The sequence below is a fragment of the Plantibacter sp. ME-Dv--P-122b genome (genome assembly GCF_030209375.1).
In the GTDB taxonomy this organism is placed as follows: domain Bacteria; phylum Actinomycetota; class Actinomycetes; order Actinomycetales; family Microbacteriaceae; genus Plantibacter.
This window is the reverse complement of the sequence record NZ_JARVSC010000006.1, coordinates 175,531-189,945: the sequence shown is the minus strand read 5'-3', so window position 1 is coordinate 189,945 and position 14,415 is coordinate 175,531. Positions and strand designations below refer to the sequence as shown.

General features: G+C 71.4%; 10 protein-coding genes. 5 read left to right on the top strand and 5 right to left on the bottom strand.

Annotated features, from left to right (window positions below):
* The first annotated feature begins 56 nt into the window (after positions 1–56).
* Positions 57–926 (top strand): TOMM precursor leader peptide-binding protein, encoded by an 870-nt coding sequence (locus QRN19_RS13735; protein ID WP_285027507.1) that lies wholly within the window; start codon positions 57–59, stop codon positions 924–926.
* Here the strand turns inward: QRN19_RS13735 and QRN19_RS13730 are convergent.
* Entirely contained in the window at positions 814–2,547 is a 1,734-nt protein-coding gene (locus QRN19_RS13730) for an ATP-dependent helicase (RefSeq protein ID WP_285027505.1), read from the bottom strand. The genes QRN19_RS13735 and QRN19_RS13730 overlap by 113 nt on opposite strands.
* 25 nt (positions 2,548–2,572) lie before the next feature.
* Complete coding sequence (nudC, locus tag QRN19_RS13725; RefSeq protein WP_285027503.1) at positions 2,573–3,511, bottom strand: NAD(+) diphosphatase; 939 nt, start codon at positions 3,509–3,511, stop codon at positions 2,573–2,575.
* Positions 3,512–3,574: 63 nt separating this feature from the next.
* Between nudC and QRN19_RS13720 the strand changes: the two genes are divergently transcribed.
* A complete protein-coding gene (locus QRN19_RS13720) occupies positions 3,575–4,825 on the top strand; it encodes a phosphotransferase (RefSeq protein ID WP_285027502.1) in 1,251 nt (416 codons plus the stop codon).
* Here the strand turns inward: QRN19_RS13720 and QRN19_RS13715 are convergent.
* Complete coding sequence (locus tag QRN19_RS13715) at positions 4,735–8,010, bottom strand: ATP-dependent helicase (protein ID WP_285027500.1); 3,276 nt, start codon at positions 8,008–8,010, stop codon at positions 4,735–4,737. The two genes, QRN19_RS13720 and QRN19_RS13715, sit on opposite strands and share 91 nt — an antisense overlap.
* Entirely contained in the window at positions 8,007–11,192 is a 3,186-nt protein-coding gene (locus QRN19_RS13710; RefSeq protein ID WP_285027499.1) for a UrvD/REP family ATP-dependent DNA helicase, read from the bottom strand. The genes QRN19_RS13715 and QRN19_RS13710 overlap by 4 nt, the downstream gene beginning before the upstream one ends.
* A gap of 141 nt (positions 11,193–11,333) precedes the next feature.
* Here QRN19_RS13710 and QRN19_RS13705 point away from each other — a divergent pair, with 141 nt between their 5' ends.
* Positions 11,334–11,558 (top strand): DUF3107 domain-containing protein, encoded by a 225-nt coding sequence (locus QRN19_RS13705; protein WP_285027498.1) that lies wholly within the window; start codon positions 11,334–11,336, stop codon positions 11,556–11,558.
* A 2-nt stretch (positions 11,559–11,560) separates the two neighbouring features.
* Positions 11,561–11,860 (top strand): hypothetical protein, encoded by a 300-nt coding sequence (locus tag QRN19_RS13700; protein WP_285027496.1) that lies wholly within the window; start codon positions 11,561–11,563, stop codon positions 11,858–11,860.
* Between the two features lie 75 nt (positions 11,861–11,935).
* Here QRN19_RS13700 and QRN19_RS13695 read toward each other — a convergent pair whose 3' ends face one another.
* Complete coding sequence (locus QRN19_RS13695) at positions 11,936–12,655, bottom strand: ferritin-like fold-containing protein (RefSeq protein ID WP_285027495.1); 720 nt, start codon at positions 12,653–12,655, stop codon at positions 11,936–11,938.
* Between the two features lie 136 nt (positions 12,656–12,791).
* On the opposite strand from QRN19_RS13695, the gene QRN19_RS13690 reads away from it, so the two are divergent.
* Entirely contained in the window at positions 12,792–14,351 is a 1,560-nt protein-coding gene (locus QRN19_RS13690; protein ID WP_285027494.1) for a DEAD/DEAH box helicase, read from the top strand.
* The last annotated feature ends 64 nt before the right edge of the window (positions 14,352–14,415 follow it).

Below are 14,415 nucleotides of genomic sequence, written 5' to 3'. Positions count from 1 at the left end.
GGGCGGGCTGTGGAGAGCGCCGACGCGACCGGTCGTCGACCCGCCATCATCGATGGATGACGACGCGACTCGATCCCAGGAGACCGCTGCTCTGGCGAACCCCGCACAGCCTGCAGGTGGGGGTCGATCACGCGGTCGTGCTCGACAGCGTCCGGACCGAGACCGAGCAGGTCGTCGCGGCACTGCGTGCCGGCTTCCCCGCCCTGGTCGAACGACGTCTGCCGGACGCCTTCGACATCCCCGCCCATGAGTTCGATCGCGTCCTCTCGACGCTCGACCCGGTGATCGAGCACGACGACCCCACCTCCGGTCCCGCGGTGACGCATCGGGTCGCCGTGGACGGCGCGAGCCCGGCGGCCGAGCTCCTCCGACGCCTCCTCGCCGAGCAGGCGGCGGTCGGACTCCTGCCACCGGAGTCCTGGGCGACCGAACCCGGAGCGCAGCCCGGCCACGTCGACGTCGCCGTCCTCTTCGCCGACTTCGTCATCCCGCCGAGCCGCTACACGCGCTGGCTGCGCGACGACGTCCCGCACCTGCCGGTCGTCTTCAGCGATCGTGTCGTCAGGATCGGTCCGTTCGTGACGCCCGGTTCAGGTCCGTGCCTGCACTGCGTCGAACTGCACCGCACCGATGACGATCCGGCCTGGCCCGCCGTCGCCTCCCAGCTCCTCGGGCGTCGCTCCCCGCTCGACACCCAGCTCCTCGGTACGGAGGTCGCGACCCGCGTGACGCGCCTGGTGCTCCGACACTTCGACGCGCCCCAGCCCATCCTCGCGAGCACCCAGCTGGTGGTCGACGCCGCGACCGGTGGGGTCAGGCGCCGCGTCGTCCGGGAGCACCCGAGGTGCGCATGCCGAGCTCTGCCAGGAATCGCGACGGCTCGCGTCGACCTCCGCGTTGCTGCGTCTCGGACCAGGACAGGTTGAGCAGCCGCTTGGCGCGCGTGATGCCGACGTAGAGGAGCCGCCGCTCCTCGTCCGCCTGCTCGAACTGTTTCGCGTAGGAGATCGGCAGATACCCCTCGGAGAGTCCGATGAGGTGCACCGCCTCCCACTCGAGGCCCTTCGCCGAGTGCAGTGTCGCCAGCGTGACCGCCTCGACCGTCGGCTCGTGCTGCGCGGCCTGCCGCAGCTGCAGCTCATCCGTGAAGGCGCGGAACGAGGTCCCCTCCGGCGCTTGGTCGACGAGCCCCATGATCGCGTTGAGCGACTCCCACCGGTCGCGCACCGCGCCGCCGCCCTCAGGCGGGTCCTGGCTCCAGCCGAGCGATCGGAGCACGTCGCTCACGGACTTGAACAGCGGCTCACCGCTGATCGAGACGGAGGCCGCGCGGAGCTGGAGCAGGGCCTGCCGTACCTCGGGCAGCTCGAAGAAGCGCTTGGAGCCGTGCATGACGTAGGGGATGCCGGCTTCGCCCAGAGCCGTCTCCAACGCCGCCGCCTGGACGTTGATCCGGTAGAGCACGGCGATCTCCGAGGCCGGGACGCCCGCCTGCAGCTGCACGAGGATCTCCGAGGCGACGCCTCTCGCCTCGGACAGCTCGTTCGGGTACTGCCGCAGGCCGACCGCCGGCGTCTCAGGGCGTGCGGTCTGGGTGCCCTGGTCGTCGCGTGCGGTGGCCGCTGAGAGGTGCAACGCCCCCGGGCGCCCCCGCATGAGCGTGTTCGCCGCGGCCACGACCGGCGGGGCGGAGCGGTAGTTGCGCTCGAGCCGGACGACCGTGGCGTCGTGGTACCTGGTCGGGAAGTCGAGCAGGTAGTCGGAACGGGCACCGGCGAAGGAGTAGATGGTCTGGCTCGCGTCGCCGACGACGCACACGTCCCGTCGTCCGCCCAGCCAGAGTTCGAGGAGTCGGTGCTGCAGCGGCGAGACGTCCTGGTACTCGTCCACGACGAAGAAGCGGTACTGCTCGTGCACCTGCATCGCGACGGCGGGCTCGGTCTCGATCATGCCGGCGCAGGCGAGCAGGACGTCCTCGAAGTCGATGCGCCGGCGCTCGTCCTTCAACTGTTCGTAGGTCTCCTGGAGCGAGACGACCTGCTCGAGCGACAGCTTGGCCGGCAGCGACCGGTTCGACGCCGCATACTGCTCGAGGGTCAGGCCGGACACCTTGCGCCACTCGATCTCGCCCGCCACGTCGCGCAGGGTGGCCGTGTCGACCCGCAGCCGGAGCCGTTCGGCTGCATGCCCGAGCACCCGCCCCTTGCTCTCGACGAGCGCGGGCACCTGTCCACCGACGACCTGGGGCCAGAAGAAGTTCAGCTGCGAGAGCGCGGAGGCATGGAAGGTCCTGGCCGAGACACCCTCGGCTCCGAGTGCCCGGAGCCGGCCACGCAGTTCGGCAGCGGCGCGGCTGGTGAAGGTGAGCGCCATGACGCGCGACGCCGTGTACGTCCCGGTCGCGACCCCGTAGGCGATGCGATGGGTGATCGCGCGGGTCTTGCCGGTGCCTGCGCCGGCGAGCATGCACACGGGTCCGCGGAGCGCCTCCGCCGCGACGGCCTGGTCGGGGTCGAGTCCGGCCAGCAGTTCGGCCGGGCTGCTCATCGGCGACCCTCGGTGGTACCGCGCCTCATCGAGACCAGGATCCGCGAAGCCACTCGTCGATCACGGCTCGTGCGATCGACGACGGTCCGGGGAGGATGACGTCGGTGGCCGGGTCCGCGAGTTCCTCCCGCGTGAACCACCGCAGGTCGAGGATCTCCTGGCCGTCCGGAACGAGCGCCTCCGGATCTTGATCCTCCGCGAGCGGGGCGACGAAGCCGAGCATGAGCGAGCGCGGGAACGGCCACGGCTGCGACCCGAGGTAGACGGGCGTGCCGAGACGCATCCCCGACTCCTCGAAGATCTCGCGGGCGACGGCCTGCTCGAGGGACTCGCCGGCATCGACGTAACCTGCCAGGAGCGAGTACCGGTTGTGCTCCCACATCGCGTTCGACCCGAGCAGGATCCGTCCCTGAGGATCGACGACCGCGACGATGACCGCGGGATCCATGCGCGGGAAGAGTTCGTTGCCGTCGACCGGGCAGTGCCGTGCCCACCCGGCATTGCGGACCGTGGTCGGCGAGCCGCAGTGCGCACAGAACGGCTCGGCACGATGCCAGCCGGCGATCGCCAGCGATGTCGCCAGTATGCCGACGTCGCGGTCGGACAGCCGGTGTCCGCTCCGACGGAGGTCGAACCAGCGGTCCTCATCCTCCGTGATCGCGTCGGCGTCGGCGTCGGCGAGGACCCACAGCAGGATGTCCGTGCCCGGTGGTGTCCCCGGGCTGTCCTCGACGGTGCTTCCGAGGTAGACCATGAGCTCCGGCTCGGGCAGATCCGAGGGGTCCAGGAGGTCGAGCGCATCGCCGGTCACGAGTGCGCGCCGACCACGGAGGACGACGGCTCGGGCGCTCGGATCGACCCGCAGTCCGTCGAGCATGTCCGGTCGTGACCGGAGCTCGCCGTGACGGTCGAGTCCGCCTCTCGCGAGCGGTAGACCGGCGAGCGCGCGAACCTGAATCGTCATGGACAACCTCTCTGAGGGCGTGGCGAGCGCGGCTCGCCGGGACGGCCCCGTACCCTGGATGTCATGGCCAGATCCCATCTCACTCTAGCCGCGTTGGCCACCTCGGCCGTCGCCGACCTCCAGGTCCGCGGGTCCGGCGCGCACACCGCCGGCGGCGAGGGGAACTACGACGCCGCCCGTCTCGTGACGGGCGACGGACGCGAGCTCATCGTCCGCATCCCGACCTCGCAGCAGGCCGAGACGGAGCAGTCCGCGGACCTCATCGCCCTTCGCGCGCTCACGCCCGGTATCCGCAGCAGGTTGCCCTTCGACGCACCGACCGTCGTCGGCCAACTGCCCGTCGACGGCACTCGCGCCGTGGTGCTCGACTTCGTGGCCGGCAGTCACCTCGACCCGACCGCGCTCGGCCGCGACGAGGTCCTCTCGGACTCGCTCGGTGCCGCGGTCGCCGCGATCCACTCCCTCCCGACGGCCTTCATCGCGGAAGCGGGCCTCCCGCTGCTGTCCACCGAGCTCATCCGGGCGGACGCACACCGCATCGTGTCCCGCGCCGCCGAGACGAGACTCCTCCCGACCGCGGTCCGGGAGCGCTGGCAGGCGGCCGTCGAAGACCACTCGCTGTGGCAGTTCCAGCCCACTGTCATCCACGGATCCCTCGCCGCCGACCGGGTGCTCGTCATCCGTCAGGACGGCCATGGCCTCGTCAACGGCGTCATCGAGTGGGGCTCACTGCGGGTCGGCGACCCTGCCCTCGACCTCCACTGGATCGCGACGCTCGGCGCGACCGGTGAGCAGGTGTTGTCCGCCTACGCGGCCTCGTGCTCCCGCGGACCCGACCGCTTCGTCACGCTCCGCGCCCGGCTCTACGCGGAGCTGGAGATCGCCCGCTGGCTCCTGCACGGCCGCGACAGCCACGACGAGACCATCGTCGAGGACGCCGTCGCGATGCTCGACGGACTCGTCGACCGCGTGCTCGGCGACGTGACGGACCCCCTCGGCACCACGACCGGACCCGTCCTCGACGTCGACGAGGTCGAGGACATGCTCGACCGCACGCCGATCGGCTCGTCCTCCCCCGGCATCGCCATGCAGACCGACACCTACGACCGGTCAGAGCTCGAGCGCGCCCTCGGCCGCGATCCCAGCGGCTCGGACGATGGCGACAGCGACGACGGCGAGACCGACGATCGCGACCACGCCGGAGCCGACGCGAACGCCACGGATCAGATCGACACCTCGTCGTTCGAGCTCTGGGACGCTGCGGCCTCCCCGAAGGACCGCTCCCACTCCGACAGGAGTTCCTCCTCCGAGTAGAGGCGCTCCGGCCGGAGCTGCACATCGTGGCTCACGTAGTAGAGCACGGCGTCGATGCGCTCGGGGTCGACCTCCCGGTGGTGCGCGTACGCCAGACGGTAGAGCGCGAGCTGGAACGAGGCGTTCCGGACGTCCTCCGGCGTCGTGGGCACCGCGCCGGTCTTCCAGTCGACGATCTCGAACCGGTCCCCGCGCTCGAACACCGCGTCGAGCTTGCAGACCACCACCCGCCCGGTGTCGCCGAGCGGCACGTGGATCTCGGTCTCGACCTCGATCGGTCGGACGTCCGCCCATTCCGAAGCGAGGAACCGTTCGGTGAGCTCCTCGAACCCGATCCCCTCCGACGCCTCCGGCCCCGGGCGTTCGACGTCCAGCTCCTCAGGGAGCGCGTCGACCAGCTCCTGCAACCCGAAGCGTCCGTAGTGCGCCTCGACCCACGAATGGAACCGGGTCCCGAGACGGGTCTGCCGGTAGGGCCGCTGCGGGACGGGGCGACGCAGACGTTCGAGTGCGGCCTCCGGTTCCGTGACGAACTCCTTGAACTTGGACGCGGGGATGCGCACGGGGAGCTCACCGCGCGCGGTCGTCGTCGCGGCACGGCGTCGTTCCTCGAGGAGCAGTGTCAGCTCGTTCTCGAGGGGCCCGAGGGTCGCCAGCAGCTCGGACTCGGGCCGCCCGCGCCGCTGGTCGACCTCGGCCGCCGCCCGTTCGACGACGCTTCGACGCGGTCCGAGTGGATCGAGTGGCCAGTCGAGGACCGCGGCACCGGAGTCGACCGGGTTCTCCTCGAAGGCGGAGGCGGCGGGGAGCGGTGCGATGACGCCTGCCGAGGCCAGCTCCAGGAGGTAGGTGCTCGCAGCACGGGGCCGCTTCCGATCGCCCGACCAGAACGAGCCGGTGAGCAGGAGGTCGTGCTTGGCGCGGGTCACCGCCACGTACGCGAGCCGGCGTTCCTCGTCGAGCGCGCGTTCGCCGAGCGCCTCCGAGAAGGCGAGCTGGGCGTCGACGACCTCCTTCCGCGTCTCGGCCGTCCGCCAGGCGAACTCCGGTAGCTCCGCCGCGTCGCCGCGGAAGTCGTACGGCAGCGTCCCGAGACGCACCCAGCCTTTGCCGTCCTTTGGTTTGGCGGGCAGTTCGTCGACCACGAGCCGCGGGATCGCGACATGGTCCCACTCGAGGCCCTTCGAACCGTGGATGGTGAGCAGTTGGACCGCGCCCTGGTCGGGTGCGTCGCTCGCCGGTCCGAGATCGTCGCGGGCGAGCGAGCGGTCGATCCACGCCAGCAGACTGCCGAGCGTCACCTGCTCCTCCGCCTGGATGAACGAGATGACCTCGTCGTGGAACGCCTGCAGTCTGGCCGGAGCGCGCGCCGCGGAGCCGGTGGACTCGTTCGCGACGACCTCGATGTCGAGTCGCAACTCCCGCTCGACCGCCCGCACGAGGTCGGGGAGACCGCTGCCCGCGCGGCGCCGCAGGGAGGCGAACACCAGACCGGCCTCCCGCAGACGCGAACGCGCCTCGTCGGTGAACCCCGCGGCGAGGCCGGCCGGCACGCGGTCGGCGGCGATGAAGTCGAGCGCGTCGATGATCGACCGTCCGTCGTCGTCGGCGACCGACTCACGGAGCCGGGCGGCCAGTTCGGCGTCGTACCGCTTCGTCTTCCAGTCGATGGCTTGCAGATACCGGGCCACTTCCACGAGGTGACCGAGGTCGTGGACGCCGATCCGCCAGCGGGGGCCGCTCAGGAGCCTGATGAGCGAGGACCCTGCGCCGGGATCGTGGATGACCCGCAGTGCCGCCGTCACGTCGACGATCTCCGGCGAGGAGAGCAGCCCGCCGAGACCGAGGATGTGATGGGGAACGCCGAGGGCGGCGAGACCGTCGGCGAACTCCTGCATCGGTCGACGCGCCCGGAAGAGGATCGCGGCCGAGCCGGCCGGGTCTCCCCCGCGTTCGGCGAGCAGTCGGTCCGCGCACCACTCGGCGACCACCCGGATCTCCTCGGCCCCGGTCTCGGGGAACTCGACGGCGAGGGAGCCCGCCCCGGCCCCGGGCTTCGGCTCGAGGTCGAGGACGCGCAACTTCCCGGCCGTCTGCGCCTGCTGCTGCAACGGGCGGACGAGGACGTTCGCGGCTTCGAGGACCGTGCGGTCGTTCCGCCAACTCGTGGACAGGTTGAACTGGGTGGCGGCGACCTCCCGACCGAAGTCGCGGGAGAACCGCGCGAGGTTCGCCGCGCTCGCGCCGCGCCAGCCGTAGATGGACTGGTGCGGGTCGCCGACCGCCATGACGGGGTGGTCGGCGAACAGGGTCGACAGCAGTCTGGTCTGCACGACCGAGGTGTCCTGGTACTCGTCGAGCAGGACGACGCCAGCGCGATCGCGCGCGACGGCGGCGACCTTCGGCGAACGTTCGCAGGCGGCGAGCGCGAGGGCGACCTGGTCGGAGAACTCGACGAGTCCCTGCCGCCGCTTCTCGTCGGCGTACCGGTGTGCGAGGTCGAGCAGGACCGGCAGGGCACCCACGACCTCGACGGCCTGGTCGATCTGCGCGTACGCCCCGCGACCGCCGTCGGGGAGCTCGCCGATGCCGACGAACCGTTCCACGAAGCCGAGCAGCTCCTCGGTGGTGCCGTCGATCTCGGCGAGCTCGTGGCTCAGCGAGAGGACGAGCTCGGCGACTTGGTCGACGGACTTGCCGAGGGTGGCGAGCCGTTCGTCTCCGTGCCGGACGACGACGCGCCTCGCGAGTCGCCAGGCGGACGCCTCGGACAGCAGGACCGACTCGGGCTCACGGCCCACCAGGAGGGCGTTGTCGCGGAACAGGGCGTTCGCATAGGCGTTGTAGGTGGACACTTCGGGACGGTCGAAGAGGGCGTCGGCCGCGGGATCCAGGATCCCGATGTCCTGCAGGGCGGCGATCCGCTTGCCGATCCGAGCCGCCAGCTCGCCTGCAGCCTTCCTGGTGAAGGTGAGCCCCAGGATCCCGTCGACGCTCACGTGCCGGTTGGCGAGCAGCCACACGACGCGTGAGGCCATGGTCTCGGTCTTCCCGCTCCCGGCACCGGCGACGACGAGCACCGGCGCCATGGGTGCCTCGATGACCTCGACCTGCTGCGTCGTCGGTTGCGGGAGGCCGAGCAGGCCGGCGAGCATCTCGGCCGAGTACGTCTCCTCAGTACTCACGAGCTCACCGCCGGCACGACGTGGATGGCGCACTCACCGAACGCGAACGGGTCGTGGCAGTGGGTCCCGACGCGCGCCTCGAACACCGCGCCGGCCATGCCGAGCGCATCCGCCAGAACACGCTCGCGGAAGCGCTCGAGGGCTTCGTCGTCGAAGGCGGGCTGGGCCGGGTCGTAGTACTCCTTGCGCTTCGTGCCGGCCGACACGACGATGAGCTTCGCGCCACCGCTCAACAGCCCCTCCGTGCCTGCGATCGCGCCGGACGCGAGCGCCAGTTGGTAGGCACCGAGCTGCGCCATGTCGGCGACCTCCCGGTCCTGTCTGGGCGCCGAGCCACCGGTCTTGAGGTCGGCGATCACGACGCGCCGCGTCCCGTCGGCGTCGGGCACGAGTTCGACGCGGTCGATCGAGCCGCCGAGTACGGCCGCACCGCCCAACTCACCGATGGGGATCCGGAGGCTGAACCGGCTCTCGTTGCCGATCGAGGTCACGCCCGCCCGCTCCGCGTCGTGGAGGTACGCCGACAGCCGGTGGACGAGTTCCGCCGCTCGCCGTTTCGTCGCCGCGCCCTCCCAGGCCGCCTCGAAGTGGAGTTCGTCCCAGCGGTCCTCCACCGCTGCCCAGAGCGCGGCCTCGTCGGAGGACTCCGCGTGCTCGAGCGCGGCGTGCACGATCGTGCCGAGTCCGGAGGCGAACCCGGAGGCCCCGCCGCCCAGTCGGGCGATCGCCCAGTGCAGCGGGCACTCCTCGAAGGCCTCCATGCGGGACGGGGAGACCGGCAGCTCCTCGACGGCGGGGTCGTGGAGCGGTGCCGTCGAACTCGGTGCGGCCACGCCGTACCACTCCTCGGTCGGAGCGCCTGGGACTCCCGCTGTCGCGAGGATGGCCAGGGCCGAGGCGGACGCGGCACGCTCGGCCGGGTCTGCGGGGCGGATCCGCCTCGTGAGCGAGCGACGCAGGGTGCCGACGAGCCCTCGGAGCGACAGGGGCGACAGGGATGCCCGGTGCGGATCGGGCTCGGGGAGCAGCGTGAGGAACGGGCTCGCCTGGTGGTCGTCGTCGACGACAGCGACCACCATGAGCGACCGGTGCGCACGGGAGGTCGCCTGGGCGAAGAGTCGGAGCTCGTCATGGAGGACCGCGCGTCGTGCGTCCGCCGTCGCCGTGGCCGTGCCCTCCAGCAGCTCCACGAGCTCCGAGGCGCCAAGTAGCGAGTCGCGGACCCGCAGGTTGGGCCACACGCCGTCCTGCATACCGGCGACGACGACCGTGTCGAACGAGGTCCCGACCAGGGCGGCGGGCGTCGCGATCGTGACCGCCTCCCGGAGTCCCGTCGGCGCGAGGGAGTCGTCGCCGACCGTCTGTTCGAGCAGGCGGTCGAGGAAGACGGAGGCCGGGGTGCCGGGCTCCGCCTCGACGAAGGTGCGTGCCGCATCGGCCAGCTGGGTGATCGCGTCGAGGTCGCGGTTCGCCTCCTCGGCGGCTTGACCACTGCCCTTCGACAGCGAGACCCAGGAGCGCTCGAGCCGGCTCCGCGACCAGAGGCCGTAGACGAGCTCCTCGGCGGAAGCACCCGCCGCGGCCTGCGCGCTCGCTTCGGCGAGGCTGTCGGCGAGTGAGCGGGCGCGGGCGGCGGAGGGCGTCTCGAGTCCGATGAGTGCACCGGGGACGGCGAACGCCTCCTCCAGCAGGCGGTCCGCGCTGCGGTCGAGGCCCTCAGCGAGATCGGCGTGGCGGAGCGCGGCCCGCAGTCGCCTGACCCCGATCGAGTCCAGTCCGCCGAGCGAGCTGTGGAGGAGTTCGGTCACGACCTCGGCGTCGAGCGGTGTCCGCCCGAGCGCCACCGACATGGCGAGGAGGACCGACCTGACGAACGGGTGGTCGCGCAGCGGTGCTCCACCGGTGCTCGCCCGGGTGGGCACCTCGAGGGAGGACAAGCCCCGTTCGATCGCCGGGATCAGCCCGCCGCTGCGGACGACCACCGCCATGTCGGCCCACGCGACGCCGTCGAGGACGTGGCGCTCGCGGAGGAAGCGTGCGACGACCGCGATCTGCTCGGCCGGCGAACCGGCCGCCACCGTGACGACGGAGTGCTCGGGGGCCTCCGCGTCGTCGAACGGTGGTGCGGCCGTGCGGTGGAGCCCGGCACCGGCCGTGCCGATGCGTTCGGCGACACCGCGGACCGTCGCCCGGATGGCCGGCGTCCCGCGGTGGACCTGCCCAAGGACGAGCGTGTCCACCGGGCGGCCGAGCACCTCGGCGAACCGCCCGAGGGCGTCGGCTCGGGCACCGTGGAAGGCACCCGTCGTGAGGTCGGGGTCGCCGAACGCGACGATCGTGACCCCGTGTCGGGCGAGCGCGGCGAACAGCTGCAGGACGCCGTGGGTCGCCTCCTGGGCGTCGTCCACGAAGACCACCCGCAGGCTACCGAGCACGCCCGTTCCCGGTTGCTGGTCGTCGAGGAGCCGGGCGGCTCTGGCGAGGGCCGCCGCGGGCGTGAGGTGTCCGCGCCAGTCGTCGGCGAGGAACCCCTCGATGAAGCCCGCGGACGCGACCCACTCGGGGCGCCCGTGCTCCGTCCCGAGCCGACGCAGCTCGGCGGGCGCGACGTCGTGCTCGACGCTGCGTTCCATGAGGTTCCGGAGCTCGGTGCGGAACCCCTGCAGACGCCTGACCTCCGGACCGAGCTCGGCGGGCCACTGCGGGCCGGTCAAGTCCTGTTCGTCGCCGAGGAGTCGCTCCGCGATGGTCTGGTCCTGCTCGCCGCCCGTCAGCAACCGCGGTCGTCCTGAACCGGCGAACGCCCCGGAGCCCGCGATGACCTCGAGCGCGAGGGAGATGGCGGTGCGTGCCAGGGAGCCGGGCGTGGCGCGCGCGACCCGTGCCTCGAGGCGGTCGCGGAGGACCTGCGCCGACGACCGGGAGGAGGCGATGACGAGCACCTCGTCGGTGCGCAGGCCGCGAGCGTGCACGCGTTCCGCCACCGCCTCGATGAGCGTCGTGGTCTTGCCCGTGCCAGGTGCCCCGAGCACCACGGCCGACCGAGCGTCCGCGAGCCGCAGCACGGCCTCCTGCGAGTCGTCCAGGCGGACGCCGGGGTCGACAGCCGGGTCGCCCGCGGGCGCGCGGTCCGCGTCACGGACCGCGCCCGTCGGATCGTCGGAGGCGTCGGGAACCGTCATGGTCGGCACGTTACCGGAGGCTCCCGACATCACCGCGACGGCCGACCGGCGTTCCGCTGTTCGCTGACAGCAGCCGACCCGCGCCGGTCGGAGGACCACGACTCCCGTAGTCTTGCCCTACGCAACCGAAAGGCACTCAAGGTGGAAATTCGCATCGGAATCCTCAACAGCCCTCGCGAGATCGGCTTCGAGACCTCGCAGCCGGCGTCGGAGATCGAGCAGGCGGTCACGACCGCGCTCGAGACGGACGCCAAGCTGCTCGCGCTCAAGGACGACAAGGGCACCAGCTACCTCATCCCGACCGCGGGCATCGGCTACGTCGAGCTCGGAACCGAGGAGTCCCGCCGCATCGGATTCGTCGGCTGACCGTGGAACTCCTCTTCGTCGTGCTCGGCGGTGCCATCCTCGGTCTCGCCGTCCGCTACCTCCTGCCCGGCCGCGACCAGCACGGGGCCGCACTCATCCCGGCGGTCGCGACGCTCGTCGCCGCCGTCGTCTGGGTCGCGGCGACATGGGCCGGCATGGCGTGGGACGGCGGCTGGATCTGGGTGCTCGCCTTCGGCGCGTCCGTCGTCGTGAGTGTGGCGGTCGACCTCGTGCTCGTCCGCGTCCGCACCTCGTCGGACGAGGCGATGCTGACCCGTTTGCAGCAGGGCGTCGCCGCCTGACCCGAGGCGCTCGATCGATCGACGCCGTCGCTCCACCCGGAGCGGCGGCGTCGTCGTGTCGGAGGGTACGACCGGTCAGGCCGTGAGCCCGAGCGCGTCCATCCGTCTGGTGTGGTTCGCGATGAGCTCCGTGTAGACCGGTTCGACCCGGGCGTCGTCCGGCAGCGCCTTGCTCTCGGTCACGAGGGCCGACCTGGCGACGAGCATCGTGTCGCCGAGCAACCGGCGGCCCCACATCGCGAGCGTCGAAGCGCGCTCGGGGTGTGACGCGATCACCCGGTGCAGGATCCCGACGAGCGGGTCCTCCTCCGGACCCGGTGCGACGATCGCGGCCAGGTCACGGGCGTCCGCCCCGTCCAGGCCGCGCGCGAGCTGCGCGAAGAACTCGTCGAGGAAACCCCGTGCCACGAGGACGCCCAGCAGGAGTTCGTCCCAGGTGCCCGTGCGCAGGATCGCCTGGAACTCGTCGCGCGTGCGTGCGTAGGGTTCGAGCACGGCGCCCGGGTCGTCGCTCGTGCGGCGGAGCCAGGCGAGTAGCGCCTGGTGTTTGCGCAGCGCCGTGGCGGCGGCCTCGGCGACGATCTCCCGATCGGCGTCGTTCGGAGCGTGCTCGACCGCGAACGACAGCGTCATGAAGAAGCCGAGCTGCAGTTGCGCCACCTGACCGAGGTAGTCCGCGGTGCTGGGCGCGAGCTCGTGGAGGTCGACGCGGGTCGCCTGGACGGCGTCCTCCCGCGAGCGCAGACGAGGCGTCTGGGTGCCGGGACGCCGACGTCGTGCAAACCAACGAGCCATGCGACCACCCTATCCGCAGCGCGCCGATCGCCGTGTCCCGCGCGCCCAGCGGCCTCTCGGGACGTCCCGGGTAGAATAGCCGAGCCCCGGCGTCGGATCGGGGCCCTACACCTGTGTGCAATCGAAGGTGTAGACCATGACTGCACTGACAGGTATCTCCGTGACTTTCTCTGATCTCGGTGTCGACCAGGACATCGTCGACGCCCTCACCGCCAAGGGCATCATCGAACCATTCCCCATCCAGGAGCAGACGATCCCCCTCGGGCTCGCCGGCCAGGACATCATCGGCCAGGCCAAGACGGGCACGGGCAAGACCTTCGGGTTCGGCATCCCGATCGTCCAGCGCCTCGGCCTCGACCCGGCTCCCGGCGTCAAGACCCTCGTGGTCGTCCCGACCCGTGAGCTCGCCGTCCAGGTGTCCGAGGACATCGAGATCCTCATCTCAAACCGGTCCACGACGCTCGTCTCCATCTACGGTGGCAAGGCCTACGAGGGGCAGATCGAGCAGCTGAAGGCCGGCGCCCAGATCGTCGTCGGTACGCCCGGCCGACTCATCGACCTCAACAACCAGCGCCTCCTCGACCTCTCGGGCATCACCGAGATGGTGCTCGACGAGGCCGACAAGATGCTCGACCTCGGCTTCCTCGCCGACATCGAGAAGCTCTTCTCCAAGACTCCCGCCGCGCGTCACACGATGCTCTTCTCGGCGACCATGCCCGGTCCGATCGTGGCCCTGGCCCGCCGCTTCATGAGCAAGCCGATCCACATCCGCGCGAGCGACCCCGATGAGGGGCTCACGCAGGCCAACATCAAGCACCTCATCTACCGCGCGCACTCGCTCGACAAGGACGAGGTGATCTCGCGCATCCTGCAGGCCGAGGGTCGCGGCAAGACCGTCATCTTCACGCGGACGAAGCGTGCCGCCGCGAAGCTCGTCGAAGAGCTCACCGACCGCGGGTTCAACGCCGCGGCAGTCCACGGCGACCTGAACCAGGAACAGCGCGAGCGCGCGATGGCGTCCTTCAAGGCCGGCAAGCGCGACGTCCTGATCGCCACCGACGTCGCCGCCCGTGGCATCGACGTCGACGACGTGACCCACGTCATCAACCACACGATCCCCGAGGACGAGAAGACGTACCTCCACCGCGTCGGCCGTACCGGCCGCGCCGGGAAGACGGGTATCGCCGTCACGTTCGTCGACTGGGACGACCTCCACAAGTGGGCACTCATCAACCGTGCCCTCGAGTTCGGTCAGCCGGAGCCGACGGAGACCTACTCCTCGAGCCCGCACCTGTTCACCGACCTCGGGATCGCCGAGGGCACGAAGGGCCGACTGAAGCCCGCCAAGGCCGTCGAGCCCGCTCCGCGGCGCGAGGGTTCGCGGAGCGCAGGCGGACGCGACGGTTCGCGGGCCGGCGGCGGACGCGAGGGCTCGCGGACCAGTGGCGGTCGCGGTGGTGAGCGCGGCGGACGCGGAAGCGACCGCACGCAGCCGACCAGCACGCGGCTCGAGTCCCAGCCGAGCACCCGCGCCCACTCGCGGACGCACGACGCCGCCTCGACCGACACCGTCGACCGCAGCGCGCCCGCAGCAGGCACCCACGACGGGCACGGTCCGGAGCACCGCGACGGCAACAGCGCTCCCCGGCGCCGGAGCCGGACGCGCCGCACCGCACCCCCGGCACCGACGGCGTAGATCCTCGACGCAGAACGCCCGCATCCTTCGGGATGCGGGCGTTCGGCATGTCGCGAGCGCTGCG